Source organism: Aquabacter sediminis (assembly GCF_028863665.1).
Taxonomy (GTDB): Bacteria; Pseudomonadota; Alphaproteobacteria; order Rhizobiales; family Xanthobacteraceae; genus L1I39.
This window is the reverse complement of record NZ_JARBFX010000002.1, coordinates 433,945-457,195: the sequence shown is the minus strand read 5'-3', so window position 1 is coordinate 457,195 and position 23,251 is coordinate 433,945. Positions and strand designations below refer to the sequence as shown.

The window sequence follows — 23,251 nt, the reverse complement described above, 5'->3', positions numbered from 1 at the left end:
GGTCATGCGACGCGCATCCGGGGATCGAGCAAAGCGTTGAGGACGTCGGCGAGGAAGGTCAGGGTGATGTAGATGGCGGCCAGCACCAGGACGACCGCCTGCACCACCGGGAAGTCGTTGCGGGCGATGGCTTCCCAGGCCAGGTGCCCGATGCCGTGCATGGAGAACACCGCCTCCACCACGATGGAGCCGCCCAGCATGAAGCCGAACTGCACCGCCGCCAGCGCAACCACCGGAATGATGGCATTGCGCAAGGCATGCTTCAGGATGACCTTTATCGGCGAGAGGCCCTTGGCGCGGGCCGTCCGGATATAATCCTGCGAAAGGACTTCCAGCATGCCGTTTCGCGAGAGGCGCATCACCGCCGGCACGGCGTACCAGCCAAGCGCGATGGAAGGCAGGACATAATTCTGCCAGGAGGCGTTGCCTGACACCGGCAGCCAGCGCAGCTTCACCGCGAACACGATGATGAGCCCCAGGCCGAGGCAGAAGGTGGGCAGCGCCTGGCCGAGCACGCAGAAGGTGAGCGCCAGCCGGTCGATCAGGGTTCCGCGATAGACGGCGGCGAGGACGCCGAGCGGCACTGCGATGGCCAGCGAGATCACCAGCGAGATGGCGCCCAGAGTGAGCGTCACCGGCATGCGCTCGGCCAGGAGGCTCGCGACGGAATTGCGGAAGTAGAAGGACGTGCCGAAGTCGAGATGCAGCGCGCCCCAGAGCCAGTCGAGATATTGCGCCGACAGGGGCCGGTCGAGACCGAACTGATGGCGGATCTGCTCTACCTGTTCGGCGGAGGCTTCGGGGCCCGCAATGGTGGTGGCAAGGTCACCCGACAGATGCAGAAGCGCGAACGCAATGATCGATACGGTGAACGCCACCGATACGGCCACCACCAGGCGGCGAAGGGTGAAGGCGAGCATGACGCGACCTCCGGGAGTTCCGAAAGGGCCGGGGCCGTGGGGTCCCGGACTGGCGCTGGAGCAAGGCGGGCGCGGCGTTCGCCACCGCGCACGCTTGTCTCTGCCGGCTATTTCCAGCTCGCCTTGTAGAAGCGCGGCAGCTCGTCCGGCTGCGCGGTGAAGTTCAGGTCGCTGGTGAAGGCGTAGTTGGCCGAATAGGAGAAGAGCGGCACCAGATAGGCCTTCTCCGCGATCAGCTTCAGCGCCTTCTGATAGGTGGCGAGGCGCGTTTCTGTCTCCACCGTCGTGTCCGCGGTCTTCAGCAGGTCGGTGACGGTCTGGTCGTGGGTCATGTCGTCGGCGTCGCCCTTGAACCACACGCCGGTGAAGGCGGACGCATCGGCCACCGAGAACGAGCCCCAGGTCTGGAAATAGATCGGGACCTTGCCCGCGCGGGCCAGTTCACGCAGCGCCGGCGACTTCATGAAATTGAGCTTCGCCTTGATCCCGACGGCGCCGAGATAGCCGATGACCGCCTCCGCATATTCGCGCTCGCGATAGGCGTAGAGGTCGATGGAGAAGCCGTTGGGATAGCCCGCCTCCGCCAGCAGAGCCTTGGCCTTGGCGGGGTCGTAGTCATAGCGCGGCACGCCTTTGTCGGTGCAGCCGAACTGGTCGATGAAGCAGGCCGAGTTCATGACGCGGGCGCCGCCGCGCACCAGATTGTCCACCATGGCCTTGCGGTCGATGGCATAGGCGATGGCCTGGCGCACGCGGGGGTCCTTCAGCGGCTCTGCGCCGGGAGTGCGGCCCTGGGAATCCAGTTGCAGGAAGCCCACCCGCATGGTCTCGGCGGCGAGCACCGTGATGTTGGGCACGGCGCCCAACTGCTTGGCCTGGTCCGCCTGGACACGCCAGATCCAGTCGAGGCCGCCCGTCATCAGCTCGGCCACCTGGGTTTCGGGGTCTGGAATGACGCGGAACTCGATCTTGCCGATCTTGGGCTGACCGAGGGGACTGTCCTTCCAATAGGCGGTGTTCTTCTCCATCTTCACGCCCTTGCCGGGCGTGACCGAGGTCACCTTGTAGGGGCCGGAGCCGATGGGCGCCTTGGCGAAGCCGTCGAGGCCCACCTTCTTGAAATAGGCCTCCGGATAGATCACCACCGGGCCAGCCAGATATTCGATGGCGGCCGGAAACGGGCCGGCCAGGTGAATGCGGACCTTGTCGTCGCCGATCTTCTCGGCGCTCTTGATCCAGTTCACGTTCTGCTTGGTGACGACCTTGGAATCCGGCGACACCACCATGTTGAGGGTGAACACCACGTCGTCGGCAGTGAGCGGATCGCCATTGTGGAAGGTGACGCCCTTGCGGATGGTCAGGTCGAGGGTCTGCGGATCGACCCAGGTCCAGCTGGTGGCGAGCTGGGGCTCGTATTTGCCTGTATCGGGATTACGGAAGATGAGGTTGTCGAAGGCATGCCGGGCAACAATGATGCCTTCGCGAAGATTGTTATGGTAAGGGCTGATATTTTCCGGCTCGGAATCCGAGGCGTAGACAAGGGTATCTTTGGCCTTGTCGGCGAACGCGGCGCTCGGGATCGCACCGAGAATGAGGGCCGAGGCCAATAAGCGTGAGAGACGGGACGGAATGCTGGCCATGTTCTCTCTCTCTCTGGAATTTATTGATTGAGCCGGGCTTTTTGCTCAGCTTCTAGGCGAGATAGATTATTGAGCTTTAGAGGTATCGCAATTAGAATATTTAGTCGGATTTGTTGCCGAAACGGCAATTGAGTGCGGAGTGCACCCCCTTGGACGATGCAGCGCTGCGCTATTTTCTTGAAGTGGTGCAAGTGGGCTCAATCGCGGAGGCGTCCGCGCGCCTCAATGTGGCCGCCTCCGCCATCAGCCGGCAGATCGCCAAGCTGGAAGCGGACCTGGGGACGCAACTCTTCGAGCGCCGCTCCCGTCGGCTTGTGTTGAACGCGGCAGGCGAGCTGCTCGCCCAGCATGCCCGCCGCACACGCCTCGGCGAGGAACAGGTGGTCGCGGAGATCCGGCGCCTGAAGGGGCTGGAGAGGGGGCTCGTGCGGGTCGGCTGCACGGAGGGATTTGGAACCGACTTCGTTCCCCGCACCATCGGCATGTTTCGCGGCACCTATCCGGGCATTTCGTTTGAGATGCATGTGGCGGCCCCCCGCGAGACCACGCGGATGGTGAGCGAGGGGATCGTGGATGTGGGCCTTTCGTTCGGTTTTGTGCCGGACGCGGGCATTCGCGTGGAACTGGCCGGCAGCGCCCCACTCGTCGCCCTCATGGCGCCCGATCACCCCCTGGCCGGCCGGACCAGCGTCACCCTGGCCGAAGTGGCGGACTATCCGGTGGGCCTGTCCGACAAGGACACCACCGCTCGTCAGCTGTTCGACATTCTGTGCGGGGTGGAGGGGGTGGTCATTGAGCCGGTCATGACCACCAATTACATGGCAGGCCTGTGGAGTTTTGCCGAAATCGGCGGCGGCATCATCATGACCGGACGCATCACCGCCGCGACCCGCCTCTCGAGGTTCCGCATGCAATCGGTCCCCCTTCAGACCCGCGCGAGCACCGAGCGGCGCTATGAAATCCAGACCATGCAAGGCCGCGTCCTGCCCGAGGCGACCCGCATCTTCGTCGCCTTCCTTGCGGACGAGTTGCGGCGGCTCGACCCCCAGGGGGTGTGAGGCCACATCAAAATGAGAGATCAGATGAGAACATATTGCGAACAGAGAACAAAGATGGTACGAAAAAACATCCGAGACAATCTTGCGTCCGGCGCGGAGCACAGCGATGACTCAGTCGACACTCAGACTCGTCGAAGGTTCTTCCATGGATAAAACGAAGGCACTCGACGCCGCGCTGTCGCAAATCGAGCGGCATTTCGGCAAGGGCTCGATCATGCGGCTCGGCAAGAGCGGCAAGGTGATGGAGGTGGAAAGCATCCCCTCCGGCTCGCTCGGCCTCGACATTGCGCTTGGCATCGGCGGCCTGCCCAAGGGACGCATCGTGGAGATCTTCGGGCCGGAATCCTCCGGCAAGACCACGCTGGCCCTGCATGTGGTGGCGGAGGCGCAGAAGAAGGGCGGTGTATGCGCCTTCATCGATGCCGAGCATGCGCTCGACCCCATCTATGCCCGCAAGCTCGGCGTCAATCTTGATGAATTGCTGATCTCCCAGCCGGACGCTGGCGAGCAGGCTCTGGAGATCGCCGACACCCTGGTGCGCTCAGGCGCCATTGACGTGCTGGTGGTGGATTCGGTGGCCGCCCTCACGCCACGGGCCGAGCTCGATGGCGAGATGGGCGAGAATCAGCCCGGCATGCAGGCGCGCCTCATGAGCCAGGCGCTGCGCAAGCTCACCGGCTCCATTTCCAAGTCCAATACGATGGTCATCTTCATCAACCAGATCCGGATGAAGATCGGCGTCATGTATGGCTCGCCCGAGACCACCACGGGTGGCAATGCGCTGAAGTTCTACGCCTCCATCCGCCTCGACATCCGCCGCATCGGCATGATCAAGGAGCGGGACGAGGTCGTGGGCAACCAGACGCGCGTGAAGGTGGTCAAGAACAAGCTGGCCCCGCCTTTCAAGCAGGTCGAATTCGACATCATGTACGGGGAGGGTGTGTCCAAGCTCGGCGAGTTGCTCGATCTGGGCGTGCGCGCCGGCGTGGTGGAAAAATCGGGCGCCTGGTTCTCCCATGACAGCCAGCGCCTCGGTCAGGGCCGGGAGAATGCCAAGACCTTCCTGCGGCAGAATCCGGAAATTGCCGGCCGCATCGAGGCCGCCATCCGCCAGAATGCGGGGCTGATTGCCGAGCAGATTCTCACCGGCTCGCCGGAGGAAGATGGCGACGCGGCCAGCCCGGAATGATCGGTCTCCCGCCTCTCTGAACGTGATTGCCCTTGGCAGCGATCTGCCGGTGCGGAATATGTTCCGCACCGGCTAAGGCGCTGACCTCCCTTGAGGATGCGGGCACTTTCGCGTGCGCTTGCGCTCTGAGTTCGGGAGATGTGATGCCTGGGGCGTGTGACCCTTGAGGCGAACGATCCGTGGGTGCGCGCAGCTGCCAGGAATGGCCTTTGTGCGGGTGCCCTTTCTGGACAAGGACACGGGTGCCCGCTAAACGAACGGGTCCATTCGGCCAGCCTTCCTGGAAGGTCCGGCCTTGGGCGCCGGACAGCGCTGCGCGGCCGGCGGACGCAACGTAAGGGTATGGTGGCCGGGATATGAGCGGGGTCAACGAGATCCGGTCGACTTTCGTCGACTACTTCGTCAAGAACGGTCACGAGGCGGTCTCCTCCTCCCCGCTCGTGCCGCGAAACGATCCCACGTTGATGTTCACCAATGCGGGGATGGTGCAGTTCAAGAACGTCTTCACCGGCGTCGAGAAGCGGCCCTATTCCCGTGCCGTCACGGCCCAGAAGTGCGTGCGCGCAGGCGGCAAGCACAACGACCTGGACAATGTGGGCTACACCGCGCGGCACCACACCTTCTTTGAGATGCTGGGGAATTTCTCCTTCGGCGACTATTTCAAGGACCGCGCCATCGAGCTCGCCTGGGGTCTGGTAACCCGCGAGTTCGAGCTGCCCAAGGACCGGCTCATCGTCACCGTCTATTCGGAGGACGACGAGGCCCATGCGCTGTGGAAGAAGATTGCCGGACTGTCGGACGATCGCATCATTCGCATCCCCACCTCCGACAATTTCTGGGCCATGGGTGACACCGGGCCGTGCGGGCCGTGCTCCGAGATCTTCTTCGACCACGGGGCCCACATCCCCGGCGGGCCTCCCGGTTCGGCGGACGCGGATGGCGATCGCTTCATCGAGATCTGGAATCTCGTGTTCATGCAATATGAGCAGCTGCCCGGCGGCGAGCGGGTGCGGCTGCCGCGCCCGTCCATCGACACCGGCATGGGCCTTGAGCGCATCTCCGCGCTGCTCCAGGGCACGCACGACAATTACGAGACCGACCTCATGCGGGCGATCATCGCCGAGGTCGCCGAGCTGACGGGCGTTTCACCCGAGGGACCCCAGAAGGCGAGCCACCGGGTCATCGCTGATCATTTGCGGGCGTCCGTCTTCCTCACCGCCGACGGCGTCCTGCCTTCCAATGAGGGCCGGGGCTACGTGCTGCGGCGAATCATGCGCCGCGCCATGCGCCACGCCCAGCTCCTCGGCGCCCGCGATCCGCTCATGCACCGCCTGGTGCCGATCCTGGTGCGCGAGATGGGCCGGGCCTATCCGGAGATCGCCCGCGCCGAGCCGCTGGCGGCCGAGACCCTGCTGCTGGAGGAAAAGCGCTTCCGGCGGACGCTGGAACGCGGTCTGTCAATCCTGGAAGAGGAGAGCGCGGGCCTCGTGTCCGGAGCGCGCTTCCCGGGCGACGTCGCCTTCAAGCTCTACGACACCTATGGCTTCCCCCTCGATCTGACCGAGGATGCCCTGCGTGGTCGCGGCATCCATGTGGACACCGAAGCCTTCAACGCGGCGATGGAGCGTCAGCGCGCCGATGCCCGCGCCGCCTGGGCCGGCTCCGGCGAAGCGGCGACGGACACCGTCTGGTTCGGCCTGCGGGAGCGGGAAGGGGCGACTGAATTCCTCGGCTATGACACCGAGAGCGCAGAAGGCGTGGTTCGGGCGCTGGTGCGCGAGGGGGCCGAGGTTGAGGCCCTTGCCGCCGGCGAGCAGGGGCTCGTTGTGCTCAACCAGACGCCGTTCTATGGCGAATCCGGCGGTCAGGTGGGCGATACCGGCGTGATGGTGGGCGAGGGCGTGCGCGCCACTGTCATCGGCACGCAGAAGAAGCTGGGCGACCTGTTCGTTCACGAGGTTCGCGTCAATGAGGGGACGCTCGGCCGCGGCACCGCGCTGACCCTGGAAGTGGACCATGCCCGCCGCGCCGCGGTGCGGGCCAACCATTCCGCGACCCACCTGCTTCACGAGGCGCTGCGGCGCGTGCTGGGCGACCATGTGGCGCAGAAGGGATCGTTGGTCGCGCCCGATCGCATGCGCTTCGACTTCAGCCACCCCAAGCCCATGACCCCCAACGAGGTCGCGGAGGTGGAGGAAATCGTCAACACCTACGTGCTGCGCAACGAGCCGGTGGAGACGCGGCTCATGGGCGTGGACGACGCGATCGCCTCCGGCGCCCGTGCGCTGTTTGGCGAAAAATACGGCGATGAAGTGCGCGTGGTGTCCATGGGCACCGACGCCGGCAATGGCGCACCCTATTCGGTTGAGCTGTGCGGCGGCACCCATGTGGCGCGGACAGGGGACATCGGGCTGGTTTCCGTGGTCTCCGAGGGCGCGGTCGCGGCCGGCGTGCGGCGCATCGAGGCGTTGACCGCGCATGCCGCGCGCCACCATCTCAATGCCGCCAACGCGGCGCTGCAAGGAGCGGCCTCCATCCTCAAGGCTCCGGTCGGGGAAGTGGAAGCGCGCATTTCCACCCTGGTTGAGGAGCGGCGGAAGCTGGAGCGCGACCTCGCCGAGGCGCGCAAGAAGCTGGCCATGGGCGGCGGCGCGGCCGGCGAAGACGCGGCCCGCCTCGTGGGTGACGTCAAGCTCCTGGCAAAGCATGTCTCGGGCATTGAGCTGAGGGACCTGAAGAGCCTCGTCGACGAGGGCAAGAAGCAACTCGGCTCCGGCGTGGTGGCCATCGTGGGCGTGACCGATGACGGCAAGGCCGGCATTGTGGTCGGCGTGACCGCCGACCTGACGAGCCGGTTCGATGCGGTCAGCCTGGTGCGGCTTGGGGCCGAGGCGCTGGGCGGAAAGGGCGGCGGCGGCCGTCCCGACATGGCCCAGGCGGGCGGCCCGGACGGCTCCAAGGCGCCCGAGGCGCTGGCGGCGGTGGAGGCGGCCCTCGCGTCCTGACGCATTCGTCGCGCGAGGTCCCTGGTCGTCAAGCCTCATGGCGAGGGGTTGACGGTGGCTGGTGTCCCGTCGTCGCGTTGCGGAGGTCTATTCGCGGCGGAAGTCTGGGGGGCTCCCCCAGACGGTAGCCTGCGCAGCCTGAGCTTGGCGGGGCAGGATGGGCCCGTCCTGCCCGCACGATCGTGGTGAGGCACAGGGGGGCTTGTGCTGGCTTCCCGCGCTGTTTTGGCCGCTCCGCTACACGCATTGGAGCGGGAGACCGCCCCTCCTCAAGGCGCTGACGGTCGAGTGCACGGCCTCTAGGGCTAAGTGTCGGTCCCCATGGTCGCATCGCGGTGTCGTGGGTGCGAGCATCGCCCGTTTCCGATGGGGGCGCGTCTAAGGCCCGGTCCCGTTCAGCAGAGTCCGTTGCACCGAGGGAGAGACCTTTCAGGTCATTTGGAGACCTGGCCATATCGTTATGAAGACCCGGACCCTAATGGCGCCGGCCTTTGCCCAGTCACCCGGGCGGGCTCAATTCTCATCGGCTCCCTTTTCCCACTCCCTCCTGCCGCTTGCGTTCGGCAGGGCGGTGGCCTGAGGCGCTGGAGCGGGGCTGGCGGGGGAGACAAAGGATCGCGCGCTTTGGCCTGACCTGTCGGGTGTGCTTCACCTTTGCCGAAGGCGCGGCAGCCCGATGCCAACAGATTGCTTTGGATCTGATCGCGATCCCATCTTAAGGATGGGACAGGCGAGAGCCGGCAGGGCGTGCGTTCGGATGAGAAAGCGGCGACGGGCGCGGTCGGTGGGGGGAACCCGGTGGCAGTCAGCACGCGGCGACGCATCTACGAAATCCTGGACCGTGAAGACCCCCGCGATCCCGTAGCGCGGGCGGTGAATGCCGGCCTGGTGCTGCTGATCCTCGCCAATTCGGCGGCAGCCGTGATGGAGACGGTCCCGTCCTTCGATGCGGCCTATCGCCTGCCGCTCCATATCTTCGAGACCCTCTCCTTCCTGGTCTTCCTCACCGAATATCTCCTTCGGCTCTGGGTGGCTCCCCTCAATCCGCGCTATCGCGGACTGCCTCACCGCGAAGCCCGCATGCGCTATGCGGCAACCCCGTTCGCCATTGTCGACCTTCTGTCGGTGCTGCCCTTCGGCTTGGCCTTGTTCGTCCATGCGGACCTGCGGACTCTCGCCTTGCTGCGGCTGGTGCGCTTCCTGAAATTGGCGCGCTATTCACCCGGCCTCGCCTCGCTCGGGGAGGCGGTCTTCGCCGAACGCCATGCGCTGCTGGCGTGTGTTGGCCTCATTGGCGTCGTTGTCCTGTTCTCTGCCTCGCTCATGTACCTTGTCGAGGGCGCCGTTCAGCCAGACCAGTTCGGCTCCATTCCCCTCGCCGCCTGGTGGGCGGTGGTGAGCGTGACCACGGTGGGCTATGGCGACGCGGTTCCCGCGACGCTGCTCGGACGGGTGATCGCCGCCTTCACCATGGTCACGGGCATGATCCTGCTGGCGCTGCCGGTGGGCATCGTGGCCTCGTCTTTTGCCGCCGTCATCCGTCGCCGCGACTTCGTGGTGACATGGGGCATGGTGGCGCGGGTGCCGCTCTTTGGCGAACTCGATGCGGCGGCCATAGGCGAGATTCTGAAACTCCTCTCCTCCCACACCGCCTATCCGGGCGAGCTTCTCGCGCGCCGGGGAGAGGAGGCACGGTCCATGTTCTTCATCCTGTCCGGAGAAGTGCGCATCGATTTGCCCGGAGAGCCGCTTTTCCTTGGGGAAGGGCACTTTTTCGGCGAGATGGCGCTGCTCTCTCAGAGCCGCCGCAGCGCCAATGTGCGCGCCACGCGCCGCACCCAGCTCCTCATCCTGGATGCGCGGGACCTGGATGACCTTCTGTCCCGGAGGCCGGCCATGCGGGCGCGGATGGACGAGCTGGCCCGCTCGCGCACGCAACCTCACCCCATGCGGCCGCCGGGGGACCTGGCCGCCGAGGAGGTCAGTGAAGAGTGGGCCGGGACCGCCTTTCATCCGCCGGGAGATCCACCTGGTGACACGCAGCCATAAGCCGTCAGCGGCCGCCGCTAGAACCGGATCCCTCACGTTCGAGGGCGTTTCACCAGAGGGCGTTTCACCGACCGGAGGCGGGAGGGTGTCATCCCCTGGCAGGGCGTCACCCCTCTTCGTGGTGGTGCGCCGCTTCCTCCTCGCGGGCGGCGCGGTGGTAATCGGCATCCCGGTCATGGTCATAGGCGGCGCCATAGGCGGTCTCGCTCATGCCCCGTCGCCAATAGCCCACGGCCACGAGGTCGCGCGGCTTCATGGCGCGCGTCCCCTTCAAATGCGCCCGGATCTCGCGTGCGGCTTGCGATTCGGCGGCAATCCAGGCCGCTACCCGTGGCTCGGCCGGCCAGGGGAGGGCGAAGACAGCCTCCTGCAAGAGGCGGGTGGTGCCCGGCGCGGCGCCGTTCCTGTGGAGAAAGGTTAGGGACACGCCGGGCGGATGGGGCAGGTCCTGCTCTTCCTCGGGTCCGGGGAGCTCGATCAGGGCCGCGCCCCGGGCGCTGGGAGGCAAGTGCTCGAGATGGGCGGCGATGGAGGGCAGCGCGCTATGGTCGCCGGCGAACAGGTGGAAATCCGCAGGCGGAAGGCCGCGCCCGCCTGGGCCGCCAATGCCCACGAGATCACCCGGCTGCGCCTCGGCCGCGAAGGCGGAGGCGACGCCGCCGGCTCCGTGCAGCACAAAGTCCACGCTCAGTTCCCCCCGTACCCGGTCAAGCGCGCGCACCGAATAGGTCCGCACAATGGGCCGGTCGGGATCTGCCGGCCAGACCGGACGGCCGTCCGCGCCCTCCAGCGGCCAGCAGGGCGGGCGGGCGCGGGTAGGCGGAAGCAGCAGCTTGAGGTTCGGCCCCTCTCCGATGCCCTCGATCTCGGGGCCGCCCAGCACCAGGCGCTGCATGCGCGGGGTAAGGCGCAAGGTGCGCAGCACCCTCAGAACGCGAATGCCCCGATAACGCCGTCCCTCCGCCCGCGTCGTTTCAGCGGCCTCCATGCCCATCCTCCATGGGGTTCCCAGAGCATGAACCGATCAGCGTGAATCCATCTGACCGGTGCATCGCCCCCTAACTCTCTGATTTAAAAAGCCCGGTCCGATCAGCCTGTGGTGCAGGCTGATCTGCGCATGCGCCCGTTTCATCTGGCAGGGGGCCGTCCACCAGGATTTGCACGCTCCCCCGCGAACAGGCTTCCACGCGTGCGTTCACCCCATAGACGCGGGCCAGCAGATCGGGCGTGAGGGCATCCGCCGGCCGGCCCTGGGCGGAGAGCACGCCCTGGTCGAGAACCACCATCTGGTCCGCATAACGGGCGGCGAGGCTCAGGTCGTGGAGCACCGCCACCACCACCCGTCCTTCCTGTGCCAAATGCTTCAGGAAGCCCATCACCACCGCCTGATGGCGCAGGTCAAGGGCGCTCGTGGGCTCGTCCAGCAGCAGCACGCGAGGTTCGCGCACCACGGCCTGGGCGAGGCTCGCCAATTGGCGCTGCCCGCCCGAAAGCCGGTCCAGTGGCTCGAGAGCGAGCGCGGTGATGCCGAGCCGGTCCAGCATGCGGGCCGCGCGGGCCTGCGCGGCCTTTCCATCGAGGGGCGCTCGCAGCGGAGCGGCGCGCAAGGCGCCGATCACCGTCTCGATCACGGTCAGGGCGACGCCCGGTGGCAGGGCCTGGGGCATGAAGCCGAGATGGGCGGCCCGTTCTTCCCGCGACAGGGCGGTCAGGTCGAGGGGGCCGAGCGTGAGCGACCCGGTCAGGGGCAGGAGGCCCGCCAGCGCCTTCAGCAACGTCGACTTGCCTGCCGCATTGGGGCCCACCAGCGCGGTCAGGGTGCCCGCTGCGAGGGGCGCCAGGGAAAGGTCGCGGATGACCGGCCGCCGGCCATAGCCGGCACTGGTGTTCGACAGGAGAAGGGATGGCCCGCTCATGCTCGCCCCCTGATGCCGAGGATGAGGGCCAGGAAGACCGGCACGCCCACCAGTGCGGTGACGATGCCGACCGGCAGCACTGCACCCGGCACCGCCAGCTTGCTGGCGGCGGCGGCCAGCGAGAGGACGAGGGCGCCGGTCAAGGCGCTGGCGGGCAGGAAGAGGCGATGGTCCTCGCCAACCATCAGGCGCGCCATGTGCGGCGCCACGAGGCCGACGAAGCCGATAATGCCCACGAAGGCGACGGCGGCTGCGGTCAGCAGGCTGATACGCACCAGCGACCACAGACGCAGCCGTGCCACCGGAATGCCGAAGCTCTCCGCCCGCTCCGCTCCCAGGCGCAGGGCCGTCAGTCGCCAGGCCGCACGCAGGGAGAAGGGCGCGGTTGCCGCAACGACGAGGGCGACGAGGCCGACCGTATCGAGGCGCGCGCGGCCGAGGCTTCCAAGCGTCCAGAACACCAATTGCTGGAGCGCCTGCTCGCTGGCGATGAACTGGAGCAGGCCCACCAGCGCGTTGAAGGAAAAGAACAGCGCGATGCCGAACAGGACGACGCTCTCGCTGCCCGCCCCCCGCAGCCGGGCCAGAGCCTGGATCAGCAGAACCGAGCCGAAGGCGAACAGGAAGGCATTGGCGGAGATGATCCAGGCGGCGGGAATGCCGGGCACCCCGATGCCGGCGACGATGGCCAACGCCGCGCCGAACACGGCGGCTGACGACGTCCCGAGCGTGAGCGGGCTGGCCAGGGGGTTGTTGAGCACGGTTTGCATCTCCGCCCCCGCCAGCGCCAGCGCCATGCCCACCACGACCGCCATCAGCGCCTGCGGCAGGCGCAGGTCGCGGATGATGACAAGGGTGGCGCGGGGCGTGGTGTCCGGCTGGAGGAGGGCGCGGGCGGCATCCTGAAGGCCAAGGCCCGAGGGGCCGCTAGCCAGGTCCAGCGCGAAGGCGGCAAGCGCGGCGAACGCCAGGAGGGCGATCAGCAGCAGCCGGCGCCGCATGAGGCGCTGGTAGCCGGTCAGCGCGACCTCGGCCCGCGCCGACAGGGCGGGTGCATCGGTGGCGGGGGTCATGGCTTCAGGTCGACCCAATAGGTGCCGGTGAACGGCACGGCGAGGAAACGGGCATTGATCTCGGCGAGGGTGGCGTTGGGGTCGAGGTCTGGGAACAGGTCCGGATGGATCCACTTCGCCAGCGCCTCGGCCACCAGGACATTGAGCGGCAGGTTCACCAGATTGTGGAAGAGGCCGTGGACATTCCCCGCCATCACCGCCTGGAGTTCGGCGATGCCGGGCCGGGTGAGGATGGATGCAAGACTGGACTGTGCCTCCTGCAGCGTGAAGCCTGGGCCCAGCACGAGGCCGCCCGTGCCCTTCAGGTGCGGTCCGCCCGTGGCCACGTAGACCGAAGGATCCTGCCGCAGCACATACTCCAGGCTGAGCCGGCCATGGGTGCCGGTGATGATGTCGGTCGCGATGTTGGTGCCGCCGGCAAAGGCGATGAAGTCGCCGATGCTGCCCCGGCCGGGAGAGTTGCAGCATTCTCCCGATCCGCCCGCATGGGCCTCCATGAGCACCTTAGGACGCACGAGGCCCGGCTGCGCGAGCCGATCCCCGATGCGCTTCATGCGCGCCGCGTAGAAGTCCGCATAGGCCTGCGCGGCCTCTTCCCGGCCCAGCGCCTGTCCCAGGATCTTCAGGCTGGGCAAGGTGTTCTCGAAGGGGTGGGCGAAGAAGTCCACGAACACGACCGGGATGCCCGCCGCCTCGAACTGACGGACCATCTCGGCGGGGCGCCCCGCGCCGAGCCGGCCGCTTAGGACCACCAGATCCGGGGAAAGCGCCAGTGTCTTTTCCACTGAGAAGCTCTCGTCCGAGCCCTCGCCAACGAGGGGAATGTCATCCGCCTTGGGGAATTTCGCCCGCACCAGTCCATAGGTGGCCGGGTCCCGCCGCCGCAGGTCCGCCGACCAGCCGGCGACAAGACTGACCGGATCGGGGCTGATGAGGGCGAGGGTGATGATCTGCCGGCCCTCCGCCAGCACGATGCGCTGCGCAGGCTGGGGGAGCGTCACCTTGCGCCCGACAATGTCGACAAGGGTGACGGGAGCGGCGCGCACGGTCGCAGCGGGCCACAGCGCGACGAATGCCAGCGCGGCGATCAGCAGAAGGTGGGGCAGGCGGGTCATTGCGGGGTCTCCGCGAGGGCGAACGGCACCGCGCGCGAGAGCGCCTGCGGCACGACGGAGGCGTGGCCTTCTCCCTCGAATATGTGAAGGCGCGTGGAAAGGCGGTCCGGACTGCCGGCGGCAAGGCGGTGCACCAGGGCTTCGCCCGCCTCCACCACCCGACGCTCGGCCAGCAAGGCGCGCCGCTCGGCGGTCAGAAGGTGTCTGTCTTCCGCGCGGGCAAGGCCGCGCTCCAAACCGCCCACGGCGATCATGAGATGGCGCATGGGAAGCCCCGCAAGACGGGTGGGCAGGCGCGCCGCACCGTCCTCCACCGCTGCGGGGGCCCACCAGAGCGACGGCGAGGCCGCGACATAGCGCGAGAACAAGGCCGGTTGCTCGAACAGGCCGGTGAGCGCGAACAGGCCGCCCAGCGAATGGCCGATCAGCGTGCGCCGCTCGGCCAGAAGGGGAAGGCGCTCGGCGAGCGCGGCCATCGTCTGCGCGACCATGTCCAGCACCAGCATCGAGCCGGGCAGGGCATAGTCGATGGCGCGGGCGGCGGGATCGAACAGGGCGTCCGTGTCATGGCCGATGCCCAGGACGACAGGTTCGCGCAGATCGAGAGGGCCCGGCCGCACGCATTGCAGCCGCGCCGTCTCCACCAAGGTGGCGAACATGGCATTGGCGTCCGTGATGACGAGGAGGGGATGCCCCTCCGTAGCCCACCGCTCCGGCCACGCCAGGTCGAAGCGCAGCACGCGGCCGCCCCGCTCCTGCCGCCAGCGTACCGTACGGGGCAGGTGGCTCGGCTCCACCGCTCCCCCGAGCGCCAGGTCGCGCACATCGGGGTGAGGGGCTATCCCGCGGGAGGAGGCTCTGGTGAGGCACTGGCTCAATAGGTCGCGCTCACTTTCAGCCAATAGGCGCGGGGCTCGCCATAGAAGTTGAACAGCGAGGTGGAGCCGACGCGAGTGTAGTAGACCTCGTCGAAAATGTTGGTGGCGGTGAATGTCGCCTGAAAATGCTCGTTGAATTTGTAGCCGATCTGCGCATCCACGGTGGTGTAGCCGGGCGCGGTCAGCGTGACGCCGCCCGACGTGGTGTAGAAGCTCGACAGATGCTTGACGCCCGCGCCGACGCTTAGTCCCTTCAGCCTCGGGTCCTGGAATTCATACTTGGTCCAGAGGTTGAAATTGTTGCGCGGCGTATAGGTGCTGAAGCCGCTGGCCAATTGGGCGGCGGTGGCGGTGAGATATTCGGTCTCGGTGTAGGTGTAGCCGGCATAGACCTCCCATCCCGGCGCGAGGCGGCCGCTGACCTCCAGTTCATAGCCGGACACCTGCGTCTCGCCGGCGGCCACATAGACGTTCGCGGTGGAGGTGGCGAGCGCGCGATTATTGTCACGGATCAGGAACATAGCGGCGGAGGCATTGAGCGCGCCGTCGAAGAAGGAGCCCTTGAGGCCACCTTCATACTGGAAGCCCTGGCGCGGGGCCAAGGCGTCGCCATTGGCGTCCACCTCGAACTGGGGCGTGAAGGTGTCGGTGTAGCTCACATAGGCCGAGATGTTCTTGGTCAGCTCCACCACGAGGCCGGCATAAGGCACGAACTCGCCGTCGATATTGATGGGCGCGTTGGTGGTGGTGATGCCGCCCGTCGTGGTGTTGACGGTGGTGACGGTGGACGTGTTGTCGTACCAGGCGAAGCGCCCTCCGAGCAGCACCGTGACCTGCTCCAGCGGCTTCAGATTGGCCTGGCCATAGAGGCCGTATTGGGTCGGATCGGTGAGCGTCTGGCGATTATAGAGCGTGGTCGGGTTGGGCACCGCATAGGGGTTGAAGGCATAGATGTTGTAGGTGCCTGAAAGCGAGGTGGAGGTGGGCGCCAAGAGATTGGTGTCCACGCTCTGGAAGGCGAGGCCCGCCGTGATCTGCTGCGTCTGGCCCAGCGCCTGGAAGGGCATGGTCACATGGGCGTCGGCCGAGAGCGACGTCTCCCAGTATTTCGCCGCCGTATATTGCATTGAAAAATTGCCGTAGGTCCGCGCTGCGGTGGAGACCGCGCTGGCGCCATAGGCGTAGCGATAATCCACATATCGATCGGAATAGCGCACCGAGGCCTTGGCCTCGCCGCCATTGTCGAAGTCGTGCTTCAGCTCGGCCACATAGTCGGTGGTGTCGTTGTGGAACGTGTTCCAATATGCGCCGACAAAGGTGTTGCGCGGCACGTTCAGCAATTGGCCAACGCCGCCCCCCGCATTGATGGCCGGCAGGCCGTTGAAGGGCAGGATGTCCCGCTCCTGGTGCCAGGCATAGAGCGAGAGGGTGGTGTTCTCCGTCAGGTCGAAGGACAGCGTGCCGTAGCCCACCCAGACCTTGTTTTCGTTGAAGTCGACAAAGCTGTCGGCATCCTGATAGGCCGCCACCACCCGCCCGCGCACCGTGCCGGCTTCATTGAGCTTGCCGCCCGCATCCACCTGCGCCCGGCCATGGTCCCACGACCCGCCGGTCAGTTCGCCATTGATGAAATAGTTGGAGGTGGCGGGCTTCAAAATGCCGTTGATGATGCCGGAGGGGCCGGAATTGCCGCCCGCGCCGGTGCCGCCGTAGAAGAGGCCCGCAGGACCCTTCAGCACGTCGATCCGGTCGAAAATGGCAAGGTCGGGCTGCGTGCCATAGATACTGGAGAGTGGGGCGGAGAGGCCGTTCACCAGCATCTGGTCGATTTCATAGCCGCGCGAGAAGATGGAGGAACGGCCCACATCGTTCTGCAGGATCACCATGCCGGTGGTCCTCTGCATGGCTTCTTCCAGCTGGGTGAAGTTCTGGTCTGCGATGCGCTGGCTGGTCACCGTGCTGATGGACTGGGGAATGTCCTTCCACAAGGTAGGGGCGCCGACGCCGGTGCTGGTCACCGCTGCCGTATAGGTGTCCTTGCCCTCGGTGAGAACCGATTGTCCTTCTGCCTGGACGGAGATGGTGTCGAGCGCGATCGCCCCGGCCTGCGCTGTTGCGTCCTGCGCCCGCGCCGCCCCCCAGGGTGCGAGCGAGGCCACTGACATGGTCCCAGCCAGGAGCAGAGCGCGGCGCGCTTTCGGCCCGAGGGCGATGCGCGCGCAGAAGCCGTCGCGGGGGAGCATGAAAGGGGTCATGGCAAGGATCCGAATCCGTTTTCCCCGGCTGCGGGGACTGGACTCGTTTTTACGGGAGGCACATGCGCCACCACCAGAATGAATCTGTTTGCGCTATCGTATATTATGTTTGAGCAATCGCCATTTCATTAGAACAGACACACCGAACGGACCGATCATACGGTGTCGCTATGTGTCTGCAAGCTCTCGAATGGCTTATTTGGAACAATACTAATTTGAGTGGGTGCCACTTATATTGACAAGCGTGCCCCGTTCACGCTCTCTCATCCCATGACCAACGGACGAGACGAGGCGAAGACGGGCTCCAGCCGTGGCGAGACGGGCGAGGGGGCGGCCCGGCCGCGCATGCCGTTCGTCAGCCAGGGCGACATTGCCCGCGCGTCCGCCTTGTGCGGCACGCGCTTTTCGGTGCTCGCGCCGGATCTGTGCGACGAGAGCGCGGCGGCCTTGCGGGGCCGTTACCACATGCTGCGGCTGCGCTCCGGCCTCACCCTCCATTCCACCGACGCCTTCGACATGCACGATCTGACCACCCAGCTCGAGCACAAGGAGGGCTTGACCATCTCCCTGTTCCTGGACGGCATGGCCGATGTGGAACTGGGTGGCCGGCGCTTCCTGCTGGGGCCGGGCGCCACCGGGGGAACCCTCGAAGGGGCGGTGATCGCGCGGGCGGAGCCGCATCTTTTCCGCCGCCAGGGCCGGCGCGGCACCCATGTGCGCAAGGTGAATGTCTCCCTGCCGCTGGATTGGATCGAGGGCGATGGCTTGGACGGCCTGGGCGGCCAGAAAAGAGTGCGTGCCTTCAGCCGCGATCACCTCGCCCAGGCCCGCTTTCGTCCATCCGCTCGGCTGGTGTCGCTGGCCGAGCAAGTGCTGCGCCCCAAGGTCCACGGGCCCCTGTTGCATGCCCTGCAACTGGAAAGCCGGGCCCTGGAGATGGCCGCCGAGGCGCTCGCCGCAGTGGCTGCGGTGGAGACGCGGCCGGCCGAGGGCACGGTGCTGCCCCGCGATCAGCGGCGCATGTGGGAGGTGCACGATTTCCTGGAGGACCGCCTCGACGGTGACCTCACCCTTGAGGATGTGGCGCGCGCCGCCGGCATGAGCGCCAATTCGCTCCAGCGCCTGTTCCGCTCGGTCTTCGGCATGACCGTGTTCGAATATGTCCGCCGCCGGAAGCTGGAGCGCGCCCGCCATGCTCTGGAGGAGGACGGCCTCACCGTGGCGCAGGCGGCCTTCCTGGCGGGCTATAATTCCTCCGCCAATTTCGCCACGGCCTTCCGTCGGGCCTTCGGCATGCCGCCGAAGAGCGTGCGCCGAAGAGGCGGGTGAGGGCGCGCCCTTCGCCCCGCCTCAGTGCCAGAAGCTCGGCGGTCCGGCGACGCCAAGGCCGGTGCGGGTGGCCTCGAAATCCAGCACCGTGTCGGGGGGGACGTTCGCGACATTCACGTCCGGGCCGAAGCTGCGGACCAGCAGCTTCTTCAGGCTCTCGATGTCGCAGGCGCGCACGCCGGCAATCCAGGGGCCGGGCAGTTCGAACATGAGCCGTGCGGGGTCGATGCCCGCATGGAGGGCGGCGAGCATGTCCTCGTCCGCCACGCCGTCGACAACCAGCTCTGCGGCCTCCACCAGGACCAACTCCGCGCCTTCGGCGAGGCAGATCTGGGCCTGGCTCACCATATCGGCCGCCGTGGTGCGGCGATCCTTGGCGCCCACCTCCGCGAACACGGACAGCCCCGCCGCCCGCGCCGCACGGATCTGCGCGGCCCGCTCCGCATCGGTGAGGGGAACCACATTGTCGGAGATCTCGATGGTGGCAAAGCCCAGCCGAAGGGCTTCCGCATAGAAGCCCGGCAACGCATCCGCGCCCAGCGTGGCGAAGACATATTCGTGGAATTGCCCGCCGATGAAGGGGCGCACGCCAGCGTCCCTGTAGGCGGCGAGCTTGTCCATGAGAAGCGCCTCGCCATAGAGACGGGCGGTGCCCGTCTTGATCTTGGCGAGGTCCATATAGGCCCCCGCCGTCGCGAGGATGTCGCGCACTGCGCCAAGGCCGAGGCCCTGGTCGATCATCATGGTCAGCCCGGTGCGCCGGGGCTTTTCAAGGCTCCGGCCGGGGGCGAGGGGCACGAAGGCGAAGGGTGTCGTCACCGCGCCGCCTCCGGGATGAGATAGATGGGGCTCGACCAGGCCCGGTGCCCGTCCTCGAATGTCGCGGCCACGAGGATCCGCCGCTCCGTGCCGGCTTCGAGGGGAATGTCCCGCTCCAGCGCCAGCGACAGGTGGGGATTTTCATCCGGCAGCCGATAGACGCTGAGCGCGCGCTCCAACTTGCCGCAGTCAAGGGACGTCGGCGCGGCGGCCATGTCGGAGATGGCCATGTCCAGCGTGCCGTTGGGCGTGGTGACGGCAAGGCGGCCAGCCTGCCCATCCGCCAGCTCAAGTTCCACGCCGGCGAAATTGCCGGTGGTCACCGACTGCCAGGTGATGCTGTTGCCCTCAATCTTCAGCGGCTTGTCGGGATTGTAGAAGTTGATTGGCTTGGCGGAGACCAGGGCATTGCCGGAGATTTCAAGAGATCCGTCCCACACGGTCTGCCGGAAGCGACCGCGATATTCGGCGCCCGACCAGATGACGACGATCCGCCGCCCGCCCTTGGCATCGCCATAGGGCCGGATGGTTTCGATCACCTGCGTGCCGTCGCGAATCTCCAGCGCGACGAGCGGGCTCGGGGCTTCCAGGCGCAGCCTGAGGCGCGCGGTGCCCGCCCGGGTGGCGACGATGTCGCCCATGATGGCGGTGTCCGCCGGCTCGCCCTCGGCCTCCGGCAAGGAGGGGTCGTCGCCATAGACGAGGCTGCCGTCCGGCAGGTCCATGCGCACGTCGAGATCAAGCCGAGACCCGGTGGTGCCGTAATGGTGGCGAGCCTTCATGGCCTCGAACAGGGCCGGCCGGTCGAAGCGCGGCGCGAGGAAGCAGGTGAGGCCCCCCAATGCGCCGAACATGGAGGCGCCGGGGGCCTCGGCACCGGGTCGGCCTTTATGGCCGTCGGAATTGCAGACCACGCCCACCCGGTAGCCGCGCTCGAAGGCGTCCGCCAGCAGCCATTCGAACGTGCCCCAGGAGGAATGCACCTCCACTGCCCGTTCGATCCGCACGTCGTGCGCATAGTGGATGTCCGCGTAGCGCCCGCCGCAATGGGCCCAGCAGACCGGATCGTCGCCGGAGGCAGCGAGGTCGCGGAACAAGGCGCGGGCATCGATGGCGTCGGTGGCCTCATCCGACCGGTCCGGAACCAGCGCGTGCGAGGAGCGCCGGATGGTTCCGTCCTCGCGGGGGAAGAAGACGTTACGGTCGCCGCCGAGCCCCGTATTGCCGGACCATTCATAGCCGGGCACGGTGATGAAGCGGCCCGGCGCATTGAAGGCGCCCATCAGCCGGTTCAGCTCGGCCCAGAATTCCAGCGTGATCTGGAAGTCGTTGCCCTGGTGGCCGACCGCGTCCAGGAAGGCCACGTCGCGGGCAAAGCACATGTAATCGTGCGCGGAGGAGGAGCCGATGGTTTCCCCGCTCTGGGCGTGGAGGTCCGCCCACAGGCGCAGGAGGCCGTCGGAAGGGGCCACCACGGCGGGGTTGGAGGTGGCGAGCACCGCGCCTGCCTCATCCTTCAGGCGGATGCGCACCACGCCTTCGGTGGCGGTAAGGGGCTCTATGCGCAAAGAGGGCGTCGCTTGCGCGATGCGGATGTCGCCGGGCAGCCCCTCCACCGCGCCGTCCGCCTCCAGCAGGAGGCGGCGGCCGGAGAGATCCGCCGGATTGCCCCAGCGGTCCTCGGCCCGGATGCCCAGAGCAAAGGGCGCGCCGGGCGCGACACGGGTGGGCAGCACGAGCGCGTAGGTTTCCACCGGCCCCGCCACAATGGCGAAGGTGGGCTGGTCGGGCACACGCACATAGTGGCCGCAGGCGATGGGGTCCACCAGAACCTGGAACTCGTGGAAGGGGTCGGCGAAGGTCTGAAGGCGGAAGCCGGGCGAGCCGCCAGCCGGGTCGCCAAAGCGCACCGTGATGGTGTCGCCTTCCTTCAGATAGCCCTTCACCACCCGGATCACGAGGGTGCGGTCGAAGGGGCGCACATTCAGCTTGTAGTCGAAGCGCGCATCCAGCACCGCGCCATTGCTGGCGCTGATGGAGACGTAATTGGCGCCGGCCGGATCGGTAAATTGCGGCTGGCCCTGGTCGGTGGCGAAGCGGAAGCACACCCGCAGCGTGCCCGTGTCGTCGATGCCGTAATGGCCGGCGGTGTAGGTCAGCGTGATGTGCTGGTAGGAGCCGGCCGGGAAGGGGCCGGTGGGGGAGAGCGTCACGCGGCCAGCCCGCTCGGGGGCGATGGAGGGCGGCTCGGGCACCCAGTTGGGGCGGGCGCGGACCGGAGCGGCGCCGGTGTCCGACGGGTTGGAGAGGATCATCTCTGCATTCCCCATTTGCGCACGGTGTGGATTTCCAGCGTGCGGAAGACGAGGCCCTCAATGGCGAGACCGATCAGGATCACCATGAGCAGGCCGGCAAACACGTAGGGCGTCTCAAGCGAGTTGCGGTTCTCGAAGATGAACCAGCCCAGGCCGCCCGAGCGGGAGGAGGCGCCGAACACCAGCTCGGCGGCGATCAGCGTGCGCCAGGCGAATGCCCAGCCGATCTTGAGACCGGAGACGATGGAGGGCAGCGCCGCCGGGATGAGGATGCCGAAAATGTAGCGCAGCCCCTTCAGGCCGAAGGTCTGGCCGGCCATGCGCATGGTCTCGCTCACCGACTGGAAGCCGGAATGGGTGTTGAGCGCCACCGCCCACAGCACCGAATGCACGATGACGAAGACGATGGAGGGCATGCCGAGCCCGAACCACAGCAGCGCCAGCGGCAAAAGCGCGATCGCCGGCAGCGGGTTGAACATGGCGGTGAGCGTGGAGAGCAGGTCGTTGCCGAACCGCGTGGAGGCGGACAGCGAGACCAGGAGGCCCGCCAGGCCGACGCCGATCACATAGCCGATCACCAGCACTTTCAGCGAATAGAGCGTGCGCTCCAGGAGCGTGCCGTGCACCAGCGCATCCCACAGCGCTGCAACCGTGGCGCTGAAGGTGGGGAACATCAGCTCGTTGTTGAGGATGACCGCATAGATCTGCCAGGCCGCCCCCAGCGCCACCAGGAGCAGGAGGCGCCGGAAGAAGGCGTTCTGTCCCAGGCGCTCCGCCAAGGTGAGCTGGCGCTGGATTTCGCCGATGGTGCCGAGCGTCTCCGGCGTGCGCTCATATTCAGGCCGGGCAGGGGGATCGCGGCGCAGGGGAAGGACCTCGCTCATCAGTGGGCCTCCTCGGCGGCGGCGTGGCCGAACAGCATGGCTTCGATCCGGTTCTGAAGGGCGACGAAGCGGGGCGAGCCCATCTCCTCGAAGCCAAGGCCCGTGGCGTCCAGCTCGGCGCGCACCTGCCCGGGATGGGGGGAGAGGACGAGGATGCGGGTGCCCACGATCAGGGCCTCCTCGATGGAATGGGTGACGAACAGGAGGGTGAATCGCGTCTCGTCCCACAGGCGCAGCAGTTCCGCCTGCATGGTGCGCCGGGTGAGGGCATCGAGCGCGGCGAACGGCTCGTCCATGAGCAGAACGTCGGGCTCCATGGCCATGGCGCGGGCGATGGCGACGCGCTGCTTCATGCCGCCCGACAGCATGTGGGGATGGGCATCGGCAAAGCGCGTGAGGCCGATCTTGTCCAGATAGCCCCGTACCCGCCGCTCGATGTCCGCGGCGGGAAAGCGGCCGGTGCATTTGAGCGGATAGGCCACGTTCTCGAACACGCTTTTCCAAGGCAGGAGCTGGTCGAACTCCTGGAACACCATCATGCGGTCGGGACCGGGGCCCTTGATCTCCCGCCCATTGAGGCGGATGCGGCCCTCCACCGGCGGCAGGAAGCCGGCCACCGATTTCAACAGCGAGGACTTGCCGCATCCCGATGGGCCGAGCAGCACGAAGCGGTCGCCGGGATGGACCTTGAAGGAGACCCGCCAGGTGGCGGTCACCAGATGATCGCGGGTGCGATATTGCAGCGACACGTCGTCCGCCGTGAGGACGGGCTGCGCGGGGTCGCGGGTGGGCGCAAGGCTCATGGG

General features: G+C 66.9%; 17 protein-coding genes. 5 read left to right on the top strand and 12 right to left on the bottom strand.

The annotated features are described in order from the left end of the window. Window positions 1–2: 2 nt before the first annotated feature. Together PV781_RS05060 and PV781_RS05055 are read right to left on the bottom strand one after the other, a co-directional pair. On the bottom strand, window positions 3–920 hold the full coding sequence (locus PV781_RS05060; RefSeq protein ID WP_274774528.1) for an ABC transporter permease: 918 nt from the start codon (window positions 918–920) through the stop codon (window positions 3–5). Window positions 921–1,027: 107 nt separating this feature from the next. Next, entirely contained in the window at window positions 1,028–2,560 is a 1,533-nt protein-coding gene (locus PV781_RS05055; protein ID WP_274774527.1) for an ABC transporter substrate-binding protein, read from the bottom strand. 149 nt (window positions 2,561–2,709) lie between these two features. Between PV781_RS05055 and PV781_RS05050 the strand changes: the two genes are divergently transcribed. The 4 genes from PV781_RS05050 to PV781_RS05035 all read left to right on the top strand — a co-directional run bounded on the left by PV781_RS05050 (window position 2,710) and on the right by PV781_RS05035 (window position 9,861). Beyond that, window positions 2,710–3,618: a LysR family transcriptional regulator gene (locus PV781_RS05050; RefSeq protein WP_274774526.1), complete on the top strand. Its 909-nt coding sequence runs from the start codon at window positions 2,710–2,712 to the stop codon at window positions 3,616–3,618. Between the two features lie 106 nt (window positions 3,619–3,724). Continuing rightward, window positions 3,725–4,807 carry a recombinase RecA gene (recA, locus tag PV781_RS05045; protein ID WP_274774525.1) on the top strand — a complete coding sequence of 361 codons (1,083 nt, stop codon included), beginning with the start codon at window positions 3,725–3,727 and terminating at the stop codon, window positions 4,805–4,807. Window positions 4,808–5,163: 356 nt separating this feature from the next. Further along, a complete protein-coding gene (gene alaS, locus PV781_RS05040) occupies window positions 5,164–7,812 on the top strand; it encodes an alanine--tRNA ligase (protein WP_274774524.1) in 2,649 nt (882 codons plus the stop codon). Between the two features lie 798 nt (window positions 7,813–8,610). Beyond that, window positions 8,611–9,861 carry a cyclic nucleotide-gated ion channel gene (locus tag PV781_RS05035; protein ID WP_274774523.1) on the top strand — a complete coding sequence of 417 codons (1,251 nt, stop codon included), beginning with the start codon at window positions 8,611–8,613 and terminating at the stop codon, window positions 9,859–9,861. 106 nt (window positions 9,862–9,967) lie between these two features. On the opposite strand, the gene PV781_RS05030 is transcribed toward PV781_RS05035, so the two are convergent. The 6 genes from PV781_RS05030 to PV781_RS05005 all read right to left on the bottom strand — a co-directional run bounded on the left by PV781_RS05030 (window position 9,968) and on the right by PV781_RS05005 (window position 17,098). Beyond that, entirely contained in the window at window positions 9,968–10,849 is an 882-nt protein-coding gene (locus tag PV781_RS05030; protein ID WP_274774522.1) for a siderophore-interacting protein, read from the bottom strand. A gap of 70 nt (window positions 10,850–10,919) precedes the next feature. Beyond that, entirely contained in the window at window positions 10,920–11,777 is an 858-nt protein-coding gene (locus tag PV781_RS05025) for an ABC transporter ATP-binding protein (protein WP_274774521.1), read from the bottom strand. Next, the gene (locus PV781_RS05020) at window positions 11,774–12,850 is read right to left on the bottom strand and encodes a FecCD family ABC transporter permease (RefSeq protein WP_274774520.1); all 1,077 of its coding nucleotides are present in this window, start codon (window positions 12,848–12,850) and stop codon (window positions 11,774–11,776) included. The genes PV781_RS05025 and PV781_RS05020 overlap by 4 nt, the downstream gene beginning before the upstream one ends. Continuing rightward, the gene (locus PV781_RS05015; protein WP_274774519.1) at window positions 12,847–13,965 is read right to left on the bottom strand and encodes an ABC transporter substrate-binding protein; all 1,119 of its coding nucleotides are present in this window, start codon (window positions 13,963–13,965) and stop codon (window positions 12,847–12,849) included. The genes PV781_RS05020 and PV781_RS05015 overlap by 4 nt, the downstream gene beginning before the upstream one ends. Further along, window positions 13,962–14,789, bottom strand: coding sequence for an alpha/beta hydrolase (locus PV781_RS05010; RefSeq protein ID WP_274774518.1), 828 nt, complete (start codon window positions 14,787–14,789; stop codon window positions 13,962–13,964). The genes PV781_RS05015 and PV781_RS05010 overlap by 4 nt, the downstream gene beginning before the upstream one ends. A 50-nt stretch (window positions 14,790–14,839) precedes the next feature. After that, the gene (locus PV781_RS05005) at window positions 14,840–17,098 is read right to left on the bottom strand and encodes a TonB-dependent siderophore receptor (protein ID WP_274774517.1); all 2,259 of its coding nucleotides are present in this window, start codon (window positions 17,096–17,098) and stop codon (window positions 14,840–14,842) included. 270 nt (window positions 17,099–17,368) lie between these two features. On the opposite strand from PV781_RS05005, the gene PV781_RS05000 reads away from it, so the two are divergent. Next, on the top strand, window positions 17,369–18,427 hold the full coding sequence (locus tag PV781_RS05000) for a helix-turn-helix transcriptional regulator (protein WP_274774516.1): 1,059 nt from the start codon (window positions 17,369–17,371) through the stop codon (window positions 18,425–18,427). Between the two features lie 21 nt (window positions 18,428–18,448). Here the strand turns inward: PV781_RS05000 and PV781_RS04995 are convergent, their stop codons facing one another. From PV781_RS04995 to PV781_RS04980, 4 genes are read right to left on the bottom strand one after another with little or no spacing between them, the layout of a single operon-like run. Next, entirely contained in the window at window positions 18,449–19,246 is a 798-nt protein-coding gene (locus PV781_RS04995; RefSeq protein ID WP_274774515.1) for a phosphosulfolactate synthase, read from the bottom strand. Continuing rightward, window positions 19,243–21,561, bottom strand: coding sequence for a PHP domain-containing protein (locus PV781_RS04990; protein ID WP_274774514.1), 2,319 nt, complete (start codon window positions 21,559–21,561; stop codon window positions 19,243–19,245). The genes PV781_RS04995 and PV781_RS04990 overlap by 4 nt, the downstream gene beginning before the upstream one ends. After that, window positions 21,558–22,445, bottom strand: coding sequence for an ABC transporter permease (locus PV781_RS04985; RefSeq protein WP_274774513.1), 888 nt, complete (start codon window positions 22,443–22,445; stop codon window positions 21,558–21,560). The genes PV781_RS04990 and PV781_RS04985 overlap by 4 nt, the downstream gene beginning before the upstream one ends. Beyond that, window positions 22,445–23,248, bottom strand: a complete 804-nt coding sequence (locus tag PV781_RS04980; RefSeq protein WP_274774512.1) for an ABC transporter ATP-binding protein — start codon at window positions 23,246–23,248, stop codon at window positions 22,445–22,447. Before PV781_RS04980 ends, PV781_RS04985 begins: the two co-directional genes overlap by 1 nt. Between the last annotated feature and the right edge of the window lie 3 nt (window positions 23,249–23,251).